The sequence below is a fragment of the Arthrobacter rhizosphaerae genome (genome assembly GCF_023062595.1).
GTDB lineage: Bacteria > Actinomycetota > Actinomycetes > Actinomycetales > Micrococcaceae > Arthrobacter > Arthrobacter rhizosphaerae.
The window spans coordinates 215,530-233,065 of record NZ_JALLAN010000006.1 but is presented as its reverse complement, the minus strand read 5'-3'; the positions used below and the strand labels follow the sequence as shown (position 1 = coordinate 233,065).

Sequence of the window (17,536 nt, the reverse complement as noted above, 5' to 3'; positions counted from 1 at the left end):
GAAAGGCTCCGCCCGGGCAGGGCGGAGCCTCGCGGAGTCTCGTTAGAGCGGGCGGATGTTCTCTGCCTGGGGGCCCTTCGGTCCCTGCGTTACGTCGAATTCGACCTTTTGGTTTTCCTCAAGTGACCGGTAGCCGCTGCTGGCAATGGCTGAGTAGTGGGCGAATACGTCGGGTGACCCGTCGTCGGGGGCAATGAAGCCAAAACCCTTCTCGGAGTTGAACCACTTTACTGTTCCTGTAGCCATGACTGTTTCCTTAACTTCAAATCTGTCTCTGCCGACACCAGCGGGGCAACGGCCGGGGAACCTGCCCTTCCCTAAACATACCGGGATGGGCCGGGAGCACAAGGTCAGGGAGGTGTGGTTTGCCCTGTTTTTTAGAACGGCATCAGGCGCGGAGCCTCGGGCCGTAGTAGCCGGGGTGCAGGTCTTTTGCGGCAACAGGGACACGTGCTGGCATACTTCTTGGTGAATGGAACCGGGGGACTGTTTTGAAGATAGCGATGTACGCCTTCTGGGCGGTGTTTGTCCTTGTCGCGATTTTTTCTACCGTGCACACGGTGCGGAAAAGCAATCGCCATGAGAGGCTCATTGCCGGGTGGCCACGGGTACAGGCCACAGTAACGGGCCTCGTGGCCGGTCCGAGGCGGCGTTCCTACCCCACATATCAGTTCAGGGATCCAAACGGCACGTTGTTCGCCGGGGAGTCCGACGTACCCTATGCCACCCCGCCAGGTTCACTGGTGGAAGTGGCCTATAACCCGCTCAATCCCAATCAGTCCTTCCAGGTCTCCTCCGGATCCAAGGTCGTCCTGGGCTGCGTCCTTCCCTTCTTCGCGGCAATAACTGTGGGGATGTTCCTCTTCATCGGCGCATTTCCGGAGGGTTGATAGTGGAATCTATGAAGTTGGTGTTCTTGGTGCTCCCAGCGCTTTTTCTGGCGATCGGCCTGGTGCTGGTGGGGCTGTCCTTATCCGCATCCGTCCGCCGCCGCAATTCGCTGCACGGCTGGCTGGAGGCGGCTGCAACCGTCACGGGGAACCTCCATGGGAAGGACGGTCCCGGCAGCGAAGGAGAGCGTTTTGCCCCGCTCTACGAGTTTGTGGATGCCCACGGCAAACGCTGGCTTGGCCGCTCTGACCTCTATGGCAGTGATGAAGAAATTGTTGGAACCACCATCCCTGTGCTCTACAACCCCGCAAACCCCGCCGAATCCACGCGCCCGGCTTTCCTGGTGGGAAAGACCCGACTCGTGAGAGGTATCATCCTGGCCATTTTCGGCGCAGGAGCCTTTGCGACGTTCGCGATCGTTCTCGCTCCTTAGGCCTCAGCGGCCAGAGTGCTCCGAACCAATGGCTATTCCGGTGCGGAAACCTCGGAGGAGACGGCCGCCGTCGGTACTTTGTCCTGAGGGCAGAGCTGGTTCACGAGCGACGTAAGTTGGGCGGGGCGGAACGGTTTGATGAGGTATCCCGCTGCGCCAGTTGCCATTCCTGCCAGCTGGTCGCTCATTTCGGCGCGGGCGGTGACGAAGACCAGCGGCACAGAGGTGATGTCCCTTATTTTGGCTGCGACGTCGAGCCCGTTGATGTCCGGCAGGCCCACGTCCACTGTGATGAGGACCAGGTCAGGTTCCGCGGCTGCCTTGATGCCGTCGGCGCCAAACATAGCCTCGCGGACGTCGAAGCCTTCCTTGGCCAGGATGTACCGGATCAGTCCGCGTACATCGTGATCATCTTCAATGACCAGGCACGTTCCTCTTGAAACCATGATCCACCCCCTGCAGTGTGTCACGAGTTTACCAGTCAGGAGGAGGTCATCCCCTTAGGCGAGCGTGCTGAACTTCTCGGCCAGCGACTTGCTGCCCTGCACGATGATCTGATCGTCGTCGTAAAGGACTGTCTGGGCTGTTGTGTGACCCCAGATTCCTCCCGGCCGTTTCACTGCAACGATGGTGATGCCGTACTTGTCCCTGAGGCCCAGTACGCCAAGGGGCCTGTCACGTGCCACGGAGGGCGGGCTCGTGCGGATCATAACGAAGTCATCTTCGAATTCGACGTAGTCCAGGATGGAGCCCCGCACCAGGTGGGCAACCCGCTTGCCCATGTCATGCTCTGGCCGGATGACGTGCTCCACCCCCAACTGGCCGAGGATTTCGGCGTGGGGTTCACTGATGGCCTTGGCCCAGATCTGGGGGCCCTTGAACGTGAGCAGACGTGACGTAGTCAGAATGCTGGCCTCGATGTCCGTGCCGATGCCCACTACGGCACGGTCAAACTCGTGCACGGAGAGTTGACGGAGCACTTCTTCCTTCGTGGAGTCTGCCCGCACCACGTGGGTGAGCAGTCCGTTGAAGGATTGGACGATCTCCTCGTTGGCATCGATGCCCAGGACCTCTGTCCCTTGTGCTTCGAGTTCCAGCGCCAGCGCGCCGCCGAAACGGCCCAACCCGATTACGACTACTGAATCCGCCTGGGCCAGCCGTTCCGGGGGACGGGTGAAAATGTTCTTAGCCAATGAGGGGCCTTTCCTTCGGGTATTCGTACAGTACCGGCCTCTCCCGAACTGCCAGGGCAACTCCGAGAGTTACTGGTCCGAGACGTCCCACAAACATGAGCAGGATCAAGACGATCTGCGCCGCGGGAGGCATCGATGCAGTGATCCCGGTGGACAGCCCGACCGTACCGAAGGCGGAAACTACCTCGAACAGAATCCGGTCCATACCGAAATCAGTGATGAGCATGAGAAGCATTGTGGAGCAAACCACCAGCGCGATAGCGAGCAGAACCACGGAGATTGCCTGCCGGTGCACCGCCCGCGAGAGCCGCTTGCCAAAGATGTTGACAGCAGTGTTGCCGCGGAGCTCGGTGGTGAGGATGAAGAACAGGACGGCGAAGGTGGTGATTTTCAGGCCACCGGCAGTACCTGCCGGGCCGCCGCCGATGAACATCAGGATGTCCATACCCATCCAGGAGACCGGCTGCATCTGGGCGATGTCGACACTGTTGAACCCCGCCGTGCGTGTGATGACGGACTGGAAGAAGCCGGCAAGGACCCTTTCCCCGGGTTGCATCGGGCCCAGCGTGGCCGGGTTGTCCCATTCGATGGCGGTCAGGAAAGCTGTCCCCGCAACCAGAAGGATGGCTGTGCCGGACAGGACGAGCTTGGTGTTCATGCTCCAATGAATCGGCTTGCGATACTGGCGCCGCAGCTCAAAAAGCACCGGAAATCCGAGGCCCCCAAGGATGACTGCTGCGGCAATCGGGAGGCAGATCCAGGGATCGGTGGCAAAGCCGATCAGGTTATCCGAATAGAGGGCGAAGCCTGCGTTATTAAATGAGGAGATCGAGTGAAAGACGCCATGCCACAGTGCCTCACCGGGCGAATAGCCGTATCCGTTCATCAACCGAAGCATCAGGATGAGCGCCAGGGCAGCTTCGGTGACGAGACTGATGATCAGGACCCCCAGGATCACACGGCGTACGTCACCGGGCCCTCCGGCTTTTGTTTCGGTTGCAGCCAGAAGCCTGGACCGCAATCCCAGCCTGCGGGCCATGAGTACCCCCAGCAGGGCGCCGAATGACATCACGCCGAACCCGCCGAGCTGGATCAGCACGAGAATGACCGTCTGCCCGAAGCCAGACCAAAAAACAGGCGTGTCTACAGTGATGAGGCCTGTAACGCATACGGAGGACGTGGAGGTGAATAGAGCTTCCAGAACGGTGGCCCCGCCCGGCCCCTCCTTGGCTATCGGCAGCATCAGCAGACCTGTGCCGACTGTAATCGCGGCAGCAAATCCCAGCACCACCACCTGGGTCGGATGTCTGGGCGCAACCACTCGTGAGAAGTCCCTGAAACTGCTTCTGATCCTCTGCGTTGCGCGGGAGGCCCCTCCGCCGAGAGCCGCAAGGCTTCGCTTAGTGGCGGAAATAAGGCGCATAGCCGAAACGCTACCACCCGCCGAACGACTCCTCGCTCCTTCGCAGATCCCTGCACCGGGAGGGAAAGGATGACGCCGGGGCAACGCGAATTGTTACCTCATGCTGAGGTGGGTTAAGCAGTGTTGCGCCGCGAGTCTGTGAGTGTCGCACTGCATTGAGAACCACCAAGCCGAGTGGTTGATTGGGGGCATAATTCCACCCATCCCGATTAGACAGGTTCCATGATGACAGGCTTGGCCCACAGGATCTGGAGTCAGTGCGGGGAAGAGCTCGATCTCTTCCTCGACCAAGTCCATGCGCTTTCCAGGCAGGAGATCGGGACCGGTGGCCTGGACTGTGCGGCAACTGCGATGGGGCGACGGCGGTCCCTCACCAGTGCTGATGTCTCCGTTGACGTCGTCGGATTCGTTGCACACAGCTCCGGCGACGCAACGAGCGGCTTGGGCGTGTCCGTTGCCCTGCGCTTTCACCGCGAAGCGAGCATCGCGCAGCACCACTGGGAGGAAGCCCATGCCTGGGCCGGGGCCGTTGCAGGTGGCTCCTGGATGGCAGCCGAATTCATTGAATCCGTGGAAACACCCGAGGGTGTGGTGTTCCACTATTCCTTGATCGAGGACCAGATTCCCTACTATTCGTGGATGCCCCCTGAATCCCACTGAAGCCCTTTGAGTCCCACTGAAGAAGGTCAACGGTTGGAGACCAAAGACAGGCAGCAAAAAGGCAGATCCGGCGGGATGGTTCCCTCCGGATCTGCCTTTTTGCTGTCGTGGGAAGTGCTTCGAGGCACTAACGCGTCCATGTCACTCCTTGCCGAGTCCTGCGGCTGAAGTCTTTTCTCCTGTAACGGCGTTCAGAGTGGTGAGATCAAAGATTCCATTGATGTCGGCCTGTTTTGTGGTGCCTGCATCCACACCGTCCTGGAGCAGCTTCTTGTAAGTCCCGGCCAGAGGGTCCACAGTGAAGTCGATGTTCTGAAGGGACCGGTCAATAACATTCTGTGGCAGCGCCTTCCCTGCCACCTTTTCCAGCGCTGCATTCAACGTGGCAGCCTTTTGGGCGGCGGGGGTGTCGTTGAGCCACTTCACTGACTGCACATGGCCCTTGAGGAGCGCCTCGACAGTTTCAGGATGCTCGGCGGCAAACTTCTTGTTCACGATCAGGATCGTTGTGGGAAATTCGCCTGGCTTAGCGGACAGCGAGCCGTCCCACAGGTCCTTCTCATCAACCAGAACTTTTGCGCCGGCGTCGAGCACCAAACGTGACGCCCAGGGTTCCGGCAGCCACGCGCCGTCGAGCTTTCCGTCGAGGAAGAGCTTCAGCGTCTGTGCATTTTCGGTGGGGTTGATGGCCACGTCCCCGCCGCCGTCGGGATTGGTTTTGAAGCCCTGCTTGGCAAGCCACGAACGCAGCGCCACATCCTGCGTCCCGCCCAGTTGCGGCGACGCGAGCGTCTTGCCCTTCAGATCGGCCGGCGACTTGATATCCGGCTTGACCACCAACTGCGCTCCGCCGGAGGCGGCACCGGCAATGATACTGATCGATTCTCCCTGGCTCTTCACATAGGAGTTGATGGCCGGGTTGGGGCCGATGTACGTCGCGTCGATGGCGCCGGCATTGAGCGCTTCCACGGCAGCAGGGCCGGCATTGAACACCTGGGTGCTGAGCTTGGTGGTGCCAAGGTTCTCCTGGATGAAGCCCTGGTTGACTCCCACAAGTGCCGGAGCGTGGGTGATGTTGCCAAAGTAGCCGAGCCGTAGCTCCGCAGCTGGCCCGGAGCCCACAGAGCTTGCGGCTGGCTGGGGCTTGCCGGATGTTGTTGTGGCGACGGCGGCTCCTGCACCGACCAGGGCAAGCAGTCCGACGGTGACGCCGATTTTGAAACGAAGCGAGCGTTTGCGCGTGGCTGGTTCGCCAGCGGAGATTCGGGTGGATCCCGGGTCATTCTGAGGGGTCGACATGCTGTTCCTTCGGTCATGCGGCTGGGTGTTGGATCGAGATTACGTAGGGCCGCAGGCCGGTGACAAAGGTGAAAGTCTTGGACGTTCACCCGGGGTCTTGGACGTTCACCCGGGGTCTTGGACGTTCACTGAAGGTCTCCGGGGTTCATCGAACGACTCATTCCGTCAAAAATTGTTAGCTGTCTCTTTCACTGTTTCCAGCACGGCGGGGAGCAGTTGATGGTTCCGTCCCCATACAGGGTCGAGCAATTCGACGTACCAGGATTCAGCCAGCAGAAGTGCCAGGGCGTCATTGCTTTCCTCGGCCCAATCCCGGATCTGTCCGGCCTCGATCGGGCTTTCACTGGTACCCAGGACGGTGACCACTTCACCGTCAATGACAGTGACGGGTATGGAAGAGCGGCTCATCTCGCCGGGGGAATGCACGACGGCGATGAGTTCCGTTTGTGTCGAAAGCTGGAGCAGGCGCCGTGCGGCTTCCGGGGAGCAGAAGCCTGTCACGTACTGCCGTTGGGCCTGGCCGGTTTCAAGCCGGAGGCCCGGTTGGGACTCCTTGGTGAAGAATCCGCTGCGGTTGAGCTCTGCCAACTCGGCAGCTATTGACCGGGTTTCTTCATCCATTTGCGGTGAAAACGTTCCGGCCTGATAGCGGCTGCTCCCCTCAAGCCATCGGGCGGTGAGCTCCCCGGCAGCGGCGAGAGTTGTGGCTTGGCGCCATACCTCGCGGTCCTTCAGGAGCCGTCCGTGGCTGTCCAGTTCGGTGGTGAATCGGGAATCATTCATTCTTCGACCCTAGAGGGAATGGGCGTTGAGTTGCATCGGGCTTGACGCCCCGCGTTATGCTGCTCCATCTGCTGCAGCATTTGGCCATATGGCGACACGCAGGCCTCGGCGGGAACTTCGCAACTGGCGTTATGAACCTTGCTGCTGGGCATTCTCGGATGCATGTACGGCCACCCATTGGACCAGCGGAATCAAAAGGCGGCTGAGTTCGGTGCCGCTGTCCGTCAGGCTGTACTCCACGAAGGGCGGGACCACCGGCCGGGCGTCGCGGCGGATGACGCCGTCGGCTTCGAGAGTCCGGAGGGTCTGCGCAAGCATTTTCTCGCTGATTCCACCTACCATCCGCGAAAGCTCGCTCCACCGGAGAGTGCCCTCTGACAGCGCCAGGATGACCAGCGTTCCCCATTTGTTGGTGACGTGGGTCAGCAAAGTCCTCGAGGGGCACTGCTCTGCAAAGACGTTGTCTGCAAAGCCTTCCAGAACACTGTCCGTGGCGGGGACAGCTAAGGAATTCCGCAACTGGTTGAGGGGCATGAAAGGAGCTTACCAAAAAGTGCGTACAGGTGTTTTGGAATGTACCGGAAATAGCTGCGGTTATCAGGAGTGATCGAGCGGTTGGATCGCTTGAATAGGACCCCCATCTAAAGGAAGACGCACACATGTCAATCGTCATTACCGGCGCGACCGGACAACTCGGAAAACTCGTTATCGACAGCCTGCTTGACCTGGGGATTGCTCCCGACGAGCTTGTAGCCGCGGGCCGGAACCAGGAAAAACTGACGGACCTGTATGAGGCCAAGGGAGTGCGAACAGCCCGGATCGACTTTGATGATGCGGAATCTCTGGGTGCAGCCATCAAGAACGGCGACAGGGTCCTGCTGGTCTCCGGTACCGAGCTGGGAAGGCGCGTGGAGCAGCACGTGAACGTCATCAGGGCGGCTCGGAAGGCCGGCGTCGACCAGCTCGTCTACACCAGTGCACCGAAGGCTGACACAACAACCCTGGTTCTGGCGCCTGAGCACAAGGCCACGGAAGAAGCACTCATCGCATCCGGACTTCCGTACACGATTCTTCGCAACGGCTGGTACTCCGAAAACTACGCGCCTGCTTTGGAGCAGGCCCGCCATACCGGAAAGCTTGTGGCGAGTGCAGGCAAGGGAAAGGTGGCCAGCGCGGCGCGCTCTGATTTCGCCGCCGCCGCGGCCACTGTTCTCACGTCCGACGGGCACCATAATGCCGTTTACGAGTTGAGCGGTGATGTCGCCTGGGATTTCGAAGAGCTGGCTGAAGCGTTCAGCAGTGTTCTGGGCCGTGAGGTGGCCTACGAGGCTGTGGATCCCGCCGAGCACCTGGCGATCCTCACGGGTGCTGGCCTGGATGAGCAGACGGCTGGCTTCCTCGTAGCACTGGACGGAAACATCCGCGACGGCGAATTGGCATCCACCACGGGTGACCTGTCCCGGTTGACGGGACGTCCTACCGTTCCGCTGGCTGAGGCGCTCGCCCGCCTGGCCTGATCCCTCGGCGCCCGAACTGGCATGACGCGCATACGGTCCGGGGACACCTGAATATGGGTGACCCTGGACCGTTTGCGCGTCCCCAGACCGTTTGCGCAGCTGGTACCCGGCAACCCTCGAGAACGCAGGCAACCCTTGACGGGAACTGCGGCACCGTAGATGATGGAGCGCGGCGTTGTTAACGCTCACAATTTCATTTCACGGTCTAAGAGGAAGCAGGACGAGGATGTCCGGTTCAACGCTTTATTCAACGTACTTTCCCCCAGGAACACAACTGGTTCAGCCGGCATCATCGTTTGTCTCAGTCAGCGGCACGTCCTGATGGCCATGAAGAGAATGCTCCGGCTCGCAGCTGCCTCGGCGGCCACTGCCCTCGTCCTTGGCCTTGCGGCCCTTCCCTTCACGCCGCCAGCGCAAAGCGTGGGCGAACCCACCTTCACCAACGCGCTCTTCACCGAGGCTGATCCCACCGTTGAGTACTACAACGGGAACTACTACGCCGCAGCCACCACCTGGTCCGGCGTCGTGACCATGCGGAAGGCGCCTACTCTGGCCAACCTCAAAACGGCCGTACCCGTCGTCGTCTATTCCGATACGGCCACAGGCCGGTCATCGAACATGTGGGCGCCGGAGCTGCAGAGGCTGCAGGGGCCCAACGGCTGGCGCTGGTACCTGATGTACACCATGGGCACGCCCGCGAATTTGGACAACCAGCACCTGCACGTGCTCGAAAGCTCAGGCGATGACCCGCTGGGACCCTACTCCTATAAGGGTCAGCCCGTCCCTACCACTGCATGGAACATCGACGGGGCGTACCTGCAGCTGAATGGCGAGCTGTTCGCAGTCTGGTCGCAATTTGCCCCCGCTCCGGACGGCCGCCAAAGCAACTACATCGCGCGCATGTCCAACCCCTGGACAGTGTCCGGGCCTGCACAAATCCTGTCCCAACCAACCTTGAGCTGGGAGACCGAAGGAGGCGCAGTCAACGAGGGCCCCATCCCGTTGCAGCGCGACGGAAAGACCTTCATGGTCTACTCAGCCAGCGGCTGCTGGACCCCCGACTACAAACTCGGCATGCTCACCTATAACGGCGGAGACCCCGTCCTTGCAGCCTCCTGGACCAAGGGAGCCGATCCGATTTTCAGCAAAGCCAACGGCGTTTTCGGACCAGGCCACAACGACTTCTTCACCTCCCCGGACGGTACGCAAGTTTGGAACGCCTACCATGGCAACAATTCATCAGGAGACGGTTGTGAAAAGAAACGCTCCACGCGGGCACAGCCCGTCTCCTGGAGTGCCGGCGGAAGTCCTCTGCTGGGGCAGCCGGTTTCCACCTCAACTGAAGTTGACGTCCCCAGCGGCGAAAGAGGACCCATCACGACGCCGGTGAACGGCGCCGCGTATGAGCTCGTCAACCGCAACAGTGGCCTGTGCGCCACTGTCAGCGGCGGTTCCGGTGCCGACGGTGCCGGTCTGGTGCAGACGGCCTGTACTGGCACTCCTGCAAGCAGCTGGAAGCTGGATTCGACGGCGGATGGTTACTACCGGCTGGTGGGCGCTTCCAGCAATAAATCCCTGGATGCTGCGAACTGCGGCACGGCCAACGGAACCCAGGTACGGCAGTGGTCCTGGCTGGCCAACGCCTGCCAGGAGTGGCGGCCCGCTCCCGCCGCGGACGGCTACTCGTCGCTGACAAACCGCAACAGCGGGAAGGTCCTTGACGCCGCTGGCTGCTCCGTCGCCTCCGGATCCAAGGTCCAGCTGTGGACCTCGCTGGGCAACGCCTGCCAGCAGTGGGCACTAAAGCCTGTCGGCAACGTAGGGATCGTGTCCGCGGCGAGCGGTAAGTCCTTCGATATTCCCGGTTGCTCTACGGCAAGCGGAGCGTTGCTGCAGCAATGGGAGTGGTCCGGCAGCCCTTGCCAGCGGTGGAGCTTCTCTTCGGCAGCAAGCGGGTACGTCCAGATCCACCCCCAGTCCGCGCCGAGCCTCTGCCTGGGCGTTTCAGCGTCCAGCACCGCCGATGGAGCAGATGTGACCCAGACTGCGTGCACAGAAAACGGAACCCGATGGCGCATCGATCACAGGCAGGACGGCACCATCAACTTCGTCGCTGCGCACAGCGGGAAGGTGCTTGACCTGGCTGGCTGCGGTCTGGCCAACGGCACCCGCATAAACCAGTGGTCCAACTTGAACAACACCTGCCAGCAATTTCGGGTGACCCCGTAATCGACGGTCGCTGAGATGCTGTAGGAGCAGAACACCGGGAGGTAGGGGAGCAGCATAGCTGCTCCCCTACCTCTCGCCTTCCAAGCGGAATTTAGCCGGACGGGGAAGATCGCCGGTCCTTACAATGGCTAATGTGCGCGATACGGAGGTAGGAGGGGTTGCAGTCAGGGCTGTAGAGCTGCTGGCCCCCGGTGCTTCCGAATTGAAGATGCTCGACGAGTCGGAACATCGGCGCGCGATTCGTTTCGTGAACCCGTCAGATGCCTCTGCCTTCCTGGCCGGGAGGTTGGCCTTGCGGTTGTTCGCTGCTGAATTGGAAGGCGTTCCACCGGAGACTTTGGTGGCAGACTTCCAATGCCCTCGTTGCGGCGGACGAAAAGGGGATCATGGCAGGCCGGGCTACGCCCTCAACGATGGACATCCGGGTCCTTTGCTGAGTTTGAGCCGCACAAGCGGCTGGGTCCTCCTGGCTGGCGTTGTTCGCGGTGGCGCCCTTCGCGGGGTTGGAATCGATGCGGAAAAGATCGACAGGACGGCATTTCCGGGCTTCGACGGACTTGTCCTGACTCCGCAGGAACGCATGGGCCTCGCATCCGGGACGACGGCCGAGGGGCATCACCAGCGGGCGCGGCTTTGGGCGCGGAAGGAAGCCTTCTTAAAGGCCATCGGCGAGGGGCTGGAACGGGACCCTGCATCGTGCGATGTAACCGGGGACCGGCTTGAGGGGGTCGCACTGGTTGATTTGGAACCCGGGCGGCTTGGGCTTCCCTCCGGAACCATCGCGGCCCTGGCAACTCTTGGTGACGGATCCTGACAGGTTTCCCGAGGGGGCTTCAGTGTTGAGGCAGCCGTGACTGGTAGAGCCAAGGGTGAAGGATGCTCTCCGCATCGAAGCCTGGTAGACCTTCGCACAGTTCCTGTGCCAGCCCAATGAGATCACCGGTGGTCACTGATCCGAAGCGGTTTCGTTCTGTCCAGGCCCTGAGGAACCCAAAAAAGAGCGGGTCGCCCATAGCGGTCCTCAGGCCATGCAGGGCCAAAGCACCCCTCTTGTATACGCGGTCATCGAACATCAGTTCCGGGCCGGGGTCTCCGATCAGCAGATCCTGCGGTTTGGCGGCGAGACCCTGCCGGGCAGCCTCTGCCCGTGACGCTGCCGTTCCTTGGCCGGAGGCTTCTGACCATAGCCATTCTGCGTAGCACGCAAAACCCTCGTGGAGCCAGATGTCCTTCCAGGAGGAGGCTGTTACAGAATTTCCGAACCACTGGTGCGCCAGTTCGTGGGCGATCAGCCGCTGCGACTCCCACCGCTGGTCGAGATGATTGCGGCCGATGATCGACAGCGACTGCGCCTCAAGCGGAATTTCCAGTTCGTCGTCCGGGACGACGACGGTATAGGAGTGAAAGGGGTACTGTCCGAAGCAGGTTTCAAAGGTGGCCATCATCTGGTCCTGCCGGGCAAGGGTAGCCTGCGCGCGTCCCATCAGGACTGCCGGCGCCGCCACGAGCTGCCGGACCCCAGCGGCCGGTTGGTTCTGGGCGCCGGCTCCAGGCTCATTAGAGTGGACGGCGCTCGCCAGGGGCGCGATCTCGTAGCGGCCGATCTGTACCGTCGCCAGGTATGTGGCCATGGGTTCGGATTGTTCGTAGACCCACGTTTCCCGGCTGGCCTTCGCATGCCTGGAAACCAAGGTCCCGTTGCACACCACCTGGTAGTTCGCGTCGGTGGTGACAGTGAACCCGAAGCTGGCCTTGCGACTGGGATGGTCGTTGCAAGGGAACCAGGACGGTGCTCCTGTGGGCTGTCCGGCGACGAGGACGCCGTCGGTCAGTTCTTCCCAGCCTACGTCGCCCCAGTTTCCCCTCAGGGGGCCGGGCCGTCCTTCATAGCGGATGTCCAGGCTGAAGTCGGATCCTTCCGAGAGGGGGGCGGCGGGGGTGACCACGACGCGCCCCTCCCGCTGGATGAATCGTGCGGGTCGCTGGCCGTCCACCCTGACTTTTACGACGCGGAGTCCTGAAAGGTTCAGCATGATGGATGTCAGCTGCGTGCTTGCGGTCGCGGAGACTGTCACATGCGCCTCGAGGCGGTTGGTGGCCACACGGTAGTCAAGGTGCAGCTCATACCGCGAAACGTTGAAGTCCGAGGAACCGTGCCCGGGCGTGTAGGGGTCCGGCAGCGGATCCGGGAGGAGTGTCCGGCCCAGTTCAGGGGAAGCGAAAGGTCGGTTCACCCTATCATCGTAACTTGACCCGGTCCGCCGGGCCCTACCGACCACGGGCTTACGGGATTTCCGATCCAATAGCTGCCTGCGGGGACTGTCTCCCCGCGCATCACGAGGGACGCGGGGCCGACGGTGCCTCCGGCGGCGATGCGTGCTGCGGGCAGGATCACGCCGTGGGGACCTATGGTGGCCCCGTCCTCCAGAGTCACCGCTGCCATGCTCATGACGCGGTCGTGGAACAGGTGCGTCTGGATCACGCAGCCACGATTGACCGTGGAGTTTTCGCCAAGGGTGACAAGGTCGGCTTCGGGCAGCCAGTAACTCTCGCACCAGCTGCCGGAGCCAATGCATGCGCCCAGGCCGCGGAGCCACCAAATGAGGGCAGGGCTGCCTGTTGCGGAGCGGGCGAACCAGGGCGCGGTCACCATCTCCACAAAGGTGTCCACTACCTCGTTGCGCCAGATGAAAGAACTCCACAGCGGATGTTCGCTGGCTTCGATGCGGCCTACGAGGGTCCATTTCGCGACGACGGAGGCCGCCGCCGCCACAGCCCCGGCCACCAGGACGATGACGCCACCCAAGAGGGCGGCAGCGATGTATCCTCCGGTGCTGCCGGCCAGCAGGTCCAGAGCCAGCAGGACTCCAGCGGCGATGCCTACAGTCAGGACCACGGGAATCGCCCGGCACAGTTCCCAGCATGCACGGAATATTTTCAGCCGCAGCGGAGGATCAAACGTCAGGGTTTGGTCGGCGTCGAGCTTTGACCTCCTGAGTCTCACGGGAGGGCTGCCGAGCCAGGACGTGCCTGACTTGGCCTTGGCCGGTGTAGCCGAGAGCACAGCGACGAGGGAATTCTTAGGGACGCTGCGACCGGGGCCGGTCATGCCGGAATTCCCGAGGAACGCGCGTTTGCCGATCTTCGCGGGAGCGACCTTCATCCAGCCCCCTCCGAGTTCGTACGAGGCGATCATCGTGTCATCGGCGAGAAAAGCGCCGTCACCGACTGTGGTCATCGAAGGCAAAAGCAGGACGGTGGAGGCTTCGACGTTGCGCCCTACCTTGGCACCGAGCATTCTCAACCACACCGGGGTGAACAGGCTTGCATAGATCGGAAACAGCAGGTCCCGGGCTGCGTCCAGCACCCGCTCGGTGGCCCAGATCCGCCATCCCGTCAGGCTGCGGACCCGGTAATGGCCTTCCTTCAAGCCGATCCCCAGGATGCGGACCACGCCGGCAGTGAGCAGGAGGTTGGCAATGAACCAGACGGCAGCCGCCACAGGCACAGCTCCCAGCACAGTCGGCCAGGCCTGGGTGAGGGAATCCTGGCCGCGGACCGCCCAGGCCACTACGGCGGCCGCTGCTAACACCGAGCAAAACGGGATCCCAGCGAGCAGGGCGGACCCGGCAGCGTAGGCAGGAAACCAGAGTCTGGAGCCCTTACCGGGCGCCGGATCTACGGGAACGTCCCGGCGGGCCTTGCCTATTCTCACCGCCGGTGATCCGGCATAGTGCTGGTTGGCGCGGACCTTCCCCAGAACGGCTGAACCGGGGGAGACCTCGGCTCCGGCCCCCACCCGGGCACCGGGCATCAGAGTGCTGCGGGAGCCAACTGTCGCACCACGGCCAACATGGATGCGCCCGATATGGACCAGGTCACCGTCGATCCACCAGCCGGAGAGATCCACTTCAGGTTCAATCGAGGATTCCGGACCGAGGTAGAGCATCCCGGTGACCGGAGGCACGGAATGGAGGTCCACGTTCGGGCCGATCTTCGCCCCCAGCGCCCTGGCATAGTAGGGAATCCAAGGGGCCCCTGCGAGACTGACGGCCCCGGCGAGGTCCGCGATCTGTTCTGCCAGCCACAGCCTCAAGTGCACTTTCCCCGATCGGGGATAGGCGCCTGGAACCACCCCGCGCAGGAGTATTCGGGCGGCAGCCGCAGCAATTGCCATGCGCCCCAACGGACTGACGAAGACCGCCCAGGAAGCGAACACCCACCACCAGGAAACATTGGGCGCGGCGGTCAGAACACCAAGCGCGGACAGCACATTGTTCCCGGCCATGAGATAAGTCAGCCACCGCATACCCACCAGAACATGAAGGGGCGCACTTATGAGCACTTGGAAGACTTGGGATTTCCGGGCCGTCGGTCTGACGGTACGTTCACGCGGAGGAACTGCAGCCCCTCCGTCGCCCGATGCCATGGCCAGTTCCACCAGTGCGCCCAGCCGCGGGCGGGAGTAGATATCAGCGACAGTGATCGTCGGATATCGCGTACGTAGCGCGGATACCAGCTGAGCGGCTGCCAGGCTGCCTCCACCATGGGCGAAAAAGTCGGCCTCCAGGCCTTCGGGCGTCCCACCCAGGACCGCAGCCCACTGCTCGGCGATCCACGCGGCCACCGGATCCAGGGTTGCTGTGCCGGCAGATGCTTCTTCCGCCAGGGATTTAAGGGGCCACGGCAGGGCGGCCCTGTCCACCTTGCCGCTGGTCTTTACGGGGAGGGAGCCGACGACGGCGAGCATGGGAACCAGCGCGGCTGGGAGACTCAGGGCGAGCACCTCACGAAGGGCGGCAAGGTCGGGCTCGATGCCTGGCGCCGGGGCAAGGTAGCCGACCAGGACCTGGTGTCCCGCGCCGGTGTTTTTTACTGCGGCAGCTGCGCCGTGGATTCCGGGCAGGGCCTGCAAGGCGGAATCAACTTCCCCCAGTTCGATACGCCGGCCACCGAGCTTGACCTGTTCATCGGCCCGGCCCATGAACAGAAGGCCCTCGCGTTCATAGCGAACGAGGTCGCCGCTGCGGTAGGCGCGGTCCCATCCCAGGCTTTCCATGGCGGCGAACTTTTCGGCGTCCTTGAGCGGGTCCAGGTACCGGGCCAGTCCTACTCCGCCGATGATCAGTTCCCCGATATCGCCCTCAGCCACCGGAATGCCTTTGGAGTCCACCACGGCCAGATCCCAGCCATCCAGCGGAAGGCCTATTCTGACCGGGCCGGATCCGTCCATTAACGCCGCGCAGGCTACTACCGTGGCTTCGGTCGGTCCGTACGTGTTCCAAACCTGGCGGTCCTGCACTGCCAGGCGGGCCGCCAGCTCCGGCGGGCATGCTTCGCCGCCGAAAATCAGCAGCCGGACGGCGTCAAGTGTCTCAACGGGCCAGAGGGCTGCCAGCGTTGGCACGGTGGAGACGGCAGTAATGCCCTTTGTGACCAGCCACGGACCCAAGTCCATTCCAGTCCTGACCAAGGCGCGAGGAGCCGGAACCAGGCATGCACCGTGCCGCCATGCCAGCCACATCTCTTCGCACGAGGCGTCAAAGGCGACCGAGAGGCCTGCCAATACGCGATCGGCAGGACCGAGGGGGTCCTCCTGCAGGAAGAGCCTTGCCTCGGCGTCGACGAATGCCGCCGCAGAGCGGTGTGTCACCGCAACACCTTTGGGCGTCCCCGTGGATCCTGACGTAAAAATGATCCAGGCGTCATCCTCCGGTGCGGCCGGACGGGGCTCGGGCAAGGAACCCCCGGGGGCGGGAGCGTCCTGGATGCCTCCAGCGCCGAGCACGGCGGAGACCCCGGCTTCGGCAAAAACGAGCCTGGCACGCTCCTCCGGGTCATCGGCGTCGACCGGGACGTACGCCGCTCCGACAGAAAGGACAGCCAGGATCGCCACGTATAGTTCGTTGGTCCCTGAGGGAATCCGGACGCCCACCCTGTGCCCCGCCCCAATGCCGGAGCTGTGCAGCTGGCGGGCATATTCCCTGACCTCTGCTTGCAGCTCGGTGTAGCTGAGGCAGGCACGGCCATCGTCAAGGGCGGATGAGTCGGGATACGCCGCAACGGTAGCTTCAAAAACTTCTATGAGGGTGCGGGGGACGGAGGCCTTCAGTGCCCCCGTCAGCTGGGGGCTGTGGGTTTGCAGCAACCCGTTCGCGCCTGCGACAGGCGTGGCAACCACAGGCTTAACTTCCACCGGGACTCTCACCGTCCTCGAAGATCCTTGAAGCGGGGCCAACAATCAGGCTGTCCGGCGCGGCAACAAGTTCATTGTCCTTGTCCTCATAATCAAACATGTGCAGCACATGGCGCATAGCCTCCAGTCGGGCGCGTTTCTTGTCGTTGCTCTTGACCACCGTCCAGGGGGCCCAGTCGGTGTCCGTGGCCCGGAACATGGTCTCCTTGGCTGTCGTGTAGGAATCCCATTTATCCAGTGAGGCCAGATCCATGGGGGAGAGCTTCCATTGCCGGACCGGGTCCACCTGGCGGATGGTGAACCGTGTCAGTTGCTCGGTGCGGGACACGGAAAACCAGAACTTCACGACGTCGATACCATCGTTGGTCAGAACCTGCTCGAACGCCGGAGCCTGTCGAAGGAACCCCTGGTATTGGACGTCGGTACAAAATCCCATGACCCGCTCTACCCCTGCCCGGTTGTACCAGGAACGGTCAAACATGATGATCTCGCCTGCAGCCGGCAGATGGGCCACATAGCGCTGGAAGTACCACTGTGACTGCTCACGTTCGCTGGGCTTCTCCAACGCCACCACATGGGCCCCGCGAGGGTTCAGATGCTCGGTGAAGCGCTTGATAGTGCCGCCCTTACCGGCTGCATCCCGCCCTTCAAAGACCACCACCAGGCGACGGCCCGTAGCCTTTATCCACTTCTGCAGTTTCAGTAGTTCGATCTGAAGTAACCGCTTCTCCATCTCGTACTGCTCCCGCGTCATCCGCGCGGTGTACGGGTACCCTTCCCGCCAGGTGTCTACGGGGGCGCCGTCAGGACTGACCAGAACCGGGTCATCATCATCATCGTCGAGCACGCTGAAGCCGTGGTTGGACAGATCGAATACATTCACCGGCAGAACGTACGCCCACCCGGTGAACT

General features: G+C 62.2%; 16 protein-coding genes. 6 read left to right on the top strand and 10 right to left on the bottom strand.

Annotation, left to right across the window (positions count from 1 at the left end):
• Positions 1-42 precede the first annotated feature (42 nt).
• Complete coding sequence (locus MU551_RS10785; RefSeq protein WP_247043898.1) at positions 43-246, bottom strand: cold-shock protein; 204 nt, start codon at positions 244-246, stop codon at positions 43-45.
• A gap of 314 nt (positions 247-560) precedes the next feature.
• Between MU551_RS10785 and MU551_RS10780 the strand changes: the two genes are divergently transcribed.
• A complete protein-coding gene (locus MU551_RS10780) occupies positions 561-890 on the top strand; it encodes a DUF3592 domain-containing protein (RefSeq protein WP_443629440.1) in 330 nt (109 codons plus the stop codon).
• A gap of 11 nt (positions 891-901) precedes the next feature.
• Positions 902-1,324: a DUF3592 domain-containing protein gene (locus MU551_RS10775; RefSeq protein ID WP_247043893.1), complete on the top strand. Its 423-nt coding sequence runs from the start codon at positions 902-904 to the stop codon at positions 1,322-1,324.
• A 32-nt stretch (positions 1,325-1,356) separates the two neighbouring features.
• Here MU551_RS10775 and MU551_RS10770 read toward each other — a convergent pair whose 3' ends face one another.
• Genes MU551_RS10770 through MU551_RS10760 form a run of 3 tightly spaced genes read right to left on the bottom strand, consistent with a single transcriptional unit; the run spans position 1,357 to position 3,940 of the window.
• Positions 1,357-1,770 (bottom strand): response regulator transcription factor, encoded by a 414-nt coding sequence (locus MU551_RS10770; protein ID WP_247043891.1) that lies wholly within the window; start codon positions 1,768-1,770, stop codon positions 1,357-1,359.
• A gap of 54 nt (positions 1,771-1,824) precedes the next feature.
• Entirely contained in the window at positions 1,825-2,517 is a 693-nt protein-coding gene (locus MU551_RS10765) for a potassium channel family protein (protein WP_247043884.1), read from the bottom strand.
• Positions 2,510-3,940 carry a TrkH family potassium uptake protein gene (locus MU551_RS10760; RefSeq protein ID WP_247043882.1) on the bottom strand — a complete coding sequence of 477 codons (1,431 nt, stop codon included), beginning with the start codon at positions 3,938-3,940 and terminating at the stop codon, positions 2,510-2,512. The genes MU551_RS10765 and MU551_RS10760 overlap by 8 nt, the downstream gene beginning before the upstream one ends.
• Before the next feature lie 222 nt (positions 3,941-4,162).
• Here MU551_RS10760 and MU551_RS10755 point away from each other — a divergent pair, with 222 nt between their 5' ends.
• Complete coding sequence (locus MU551_RS10755; protein WP_247043880.1) at positions 4,163-4,600, top strand: hypothetical protein; 438 nt, start codon at positions 4,163-4,165, stop codon at positions 4,598-4,600.
• 141 nt (positions 4,601-4,741) lie between these two features.
• Here MU551_RS10755 and MU551_RS10750 read toward each other — a convergent pair whose 3' ends face one another.
• From MU551_RS10750 to MU551_RS10740, 3 genes are all read right to left on the bottom strand, one after another.
• Positions 4,742-5,899 (bottom strand): ABC transporter substrate-binding protein, encoded by a 1,158-nt coding sequence (locus MU551_RS10750; protein WP_247043878.1) that lies wholly within the window; start codon positions 5,897-5,899, stop codon positions 4,742-4,744.
• A gap of 165 nt (positions 5,900-6,064) precedes the next feature.
• Complete coding sequence (locus MU551_RS10745; protein WP_247043876.1) at positions 6,065-6,682, bottom strand: DUF6919 domain-containing protein; 618 nt, start codon at positions 6,680-6,682, stop codon at positions 6,065-6,067.
• A 129-nt stretch (positions 6,683-6,811) separates the two neighbouring features.
• On the bottom strand, positions 6,812-7,216 hold the full coding sequence (locus MU551_RS10740) for a winged helix-turn-helix transcriptional regulator (protein WP_247043874.1): 405 nt from the start codon (positions 7,214-7,216) through the stop codon (positions 6,812-6,814).
• Positions 7,217-7,341: 125 nt separating this feature from the next.
• Between MU551_RS10740 and MU551_RS10735 the strand changes: the two genes are divergently transcribed.
• The 3 genes from MU551_RS10735 to MU551_RS10725 all read left to right on the top strand — a co-directional run bounded on the left by MU551_RS10735 (position 7,342) and on the right by MU551_RS10725 (position 11,242).
• A complete protein-coding gene (locus tag MU551_RS10735; protein WP_247043872.1) occupies positions 7,342-8,199 on the top strand; it encodes an SDR family oxidoreductase in 858 nt (285 codons plus the stop codon).
• A gap of 327 nt (positions 8,200-8,526) precedes the next feature.
• A complete protein-coding gene (locus MU551_RS10730) occupies positions 8,527-10,428 on the top strand; it encodes an RICIN domain-containing protein (RefSeq protein ID WP_247043864.1) in 1,902 nt (633 codons plus the stop codon).
• A gap of 133 nt (positions 10,429-10,561) precedes the next feature.
• On the top strand, positions 10,562-11,242 hold the full coding sequence (locus MU551_RS10725) for a 4'-phosphopantetheinyl transferase family protein (protein ID WP_247043861.1): 681 nt from the start codon (positions 10,562-10,564) through the stop codon (positions 11,240-11,242).
• A 19-nt stretch (positions 11,243-11,261) separates the two neighbouring features.
• On the opposite strand, the gene MU551_RS10720 is transcribed toward MU551_RS10725, so the two are convergent.
• From MU551_RS10720 to ppk2, 3 genes are read right to left on the bottom strand one after another with little or no spacing between them, the layout of a single operon-like run.
• Positions 11,262-12,662: a M1 family metallopeptidase gene (locus MU551_RS10720; RefSeq protein WP_247043855.1), complete on the bottom strand. Its 1,401-nt coding sequence runs from the start codon at positions 12,660-12,662 to the stop codon at positions 11,262-11,264.
• Positions 12,659-16,609, bottom strand: a complete 3,951-nt coding sequence (locus tag MU551_RS10715; protein ID WP_372489845.1) for a Pls/PosA family non-ribosomal peptide synthetase — start codon at positions 16,607-16,609, stop codon at positions 12,659-12,661. Before MU551_RS10715 ends, MU551_RS10720 begins: the two co-directional genes overlap by 4 nt.
• 4 nt (positions 16,610-16,613) lie before the next feature.
• Positions 16,614-17,507, bottom strand: coding sequence for a polyphosphate kinase 2 (gene ppk2 / locus MU551_RS10710; protein WP_247043853.1), 894 nt, complete (start codon positions 17,505-17,507; stop codon positions 16,614-16,616).
• Positions 17,508-17,536 lie beyond the last annotated feature (29 nt).